The following is a 2081-nucleotide window of genomic DNA, read 5'->3' on the forward strand; positions in this document are numbered from 1 at the left end:
CGTGGACGTCAACGAGTTGCGCACCGTGGCCGGCCGGGTAGCCGGCGTGCAAGCGATCGGCGGTTTGCTGTTGTATGCGCGAACTGGCGACGGCCAGTGGCAGACTCTCGCCGAGGGGCAAAGCCTGAGCTTGCAGCCCTGGCAATTACCGGAGTTGGTCGGTATTAGCGTACAAGCCGACAGTCCCGGCGAAGCGCCGCGGCCGCCGAATATCGTCAGCGGCGCCGGCGAACGGGATGCCATCAAGGACTGGATTCCCACCCCCGTGATTCCGGACATTTGCTAAGCCCATGGACAGCAACCGCACTTCATTTTTACTGCTTAAGGACGCCGGCGATTTTGCCAGCCGCTCGCTGAAGTTTGTCTGGGACGCTCAGCAGCAGGCATTCAGGCTGGAACAGCAGCAGGCGCATTTTTTTCCGGAGATTACCCCCGAACAGGCATTATCGGCCTGGCAAAATGCGCCGGCGCGAGTAATAGACAACTACGGCCAGATAGGCGCCATCAGCGCGGACGGCAAGCGCTTTCAGGTCAAAGCGGACTGGCAAGGCAGCCAATGGCTGGATGTGCGGGCCAGCAGCGATAATCCCGACGCCCAGAGCATAGACCAATTGACGCTGGCGCCGGTGGTGGCGCCGGATTTCAGCCAGTTCGTCGATTTGCATATCGGCGGCGGCAGCCTGGCGGCCTTGGCGGTCTCGGGGGCCGAAAATGCCTTGATCGCGATGGATTTACAACGCCGCTGGCAACAGCGTTGCGAGCTGGATATCGTCCCGCAACGGCTATGCGTCGACAGCCGGCGGCGGGTCTGGCTGGCGGGCACATATACCGATGCCGACGCCAACCCGCGTAGCGCCATCGTGATGGCACACGGCGAACCCTTGCCGCAGGCCTATCATCCGCCGGTTTTGGCGTTTTATCCGCAAACCGCCAATCCGCATGCCCTGCAACAGCAATGGCGGCAGGATGCCGAATTTTACGACGGCTTGCTGGCGATGTGCGTCGATCAAGAATTTTTATATCTGTTGGTTTACCGACAAACGGCGGAGGGTTATCGTCAACATGTGCTGATCCGGGCCTTGAGCGACGATGCCGCCACGCCTATTGTGGATGTGGCGTTGCCGGATGAGTTGCCGTTTGCGGTGGATTGTTCGGTGGTGGCGCCGGACCGCTTGGCCTTGCTGGTGCCCAAACCGGCGGCCAACACCGAACGGCGGCAGTGGGACTGCCCGGTGGTGACGCTGGACAAACAGCAAGGCACGGCGCGCCTCGGCGGCGAACGCTACCGGATGTTGTCGCTGCATTCGCCCCGGTTCATGGTCGGTCTGGACGGCAAAACCCGTTATCAATCCGAGCAAGGCCCGATGCCGTTGCTGCCATTGCCGCAGGCGCGCTTTCCGCGCAACGGCGTCTGCATATTGGATAAAGCCCTGGATGCCGGCAGTCCGGATTTGCTCTGGCATCGCCTGTATCTGGAAGCCTGTATTCCGGCCGGCTGCGCCTTGCAGGTGTATGCCCGCGCCTACGACGACCCGGACGGCAAATCACAGGCCGACTGGCAATTGCAACCGGAACCTCTTTGGCTGCCGCTAGCCTCGGAACTGCCGTTTTATCCCGGCTGGAAGCCGCCGCAACAGCCATACCAAGGCTTGTATCAGATTCTGCTGCAGCGCCAGTCAGGCGCCTGCCGGGAATTGCGCGGCCGGTTTTTGCAATTGAAACTGCAAATGAACGGCGACGGCCGCCATACCCCGGCCATACACGCCATTCGGGCCTATATTCCTCGGTTTTCCTGGCAGCAACAGTATTTGCCGCGCCATTTTCATCAGCTGGAACGGCCGCTGGCGGGCGATATGCGGCCGGCCAACAGCGCCGATTTCCGCGAACGCCTGCTGGCCGCTTTCGAGGGCCAATTGACGCCCATCGAAGACCGGGTCGCCGCCGGCGAAATACTGGCGGATCCTCAATCCGCGCCTGCTTTGCAATTGCAGACGCTGGCCGGCATGTTGGGCGTGGAAATGCCGGAACACTGGCCGCAGCAGCGGCAGCGCGACTGGCTGAGTTTCAGCGGCCAGTTGCAA

2 protein-coding genes are annotated in these 2081 nt (G+C 61.8%); both read left to right on the plus strand.

The window, feature by feature from the left end; all coding sequences use genetic code 11:
• Window positions 1-286: hypothetical protein (locus tag NP596_RS21115; protein WP_256617353.1), on the plus strand; the 286-nt coding region annotated here is incomplete at its 5' end.
• A gap of 4 nt (window positions 287-290) precedes the next feature.
• The coding region (locus tag NP596_RS21120) for a hypothetical protein (protein WP_256617354.1) at window positions 291-2081 on the plus strand (1791 nt) is incomplete at its 3' end.

Origin of the sequence: Methylomonas rivi (genome assembly GCF_024505165.1) — a bacterium.
Classification (GTDB): domain Bacteria; phylum Pseudomonadota; class Gammaproteobacteria; order Methylococcales; family Methylomonadaceae; genus Methylomonas; species Methylomonas rivi.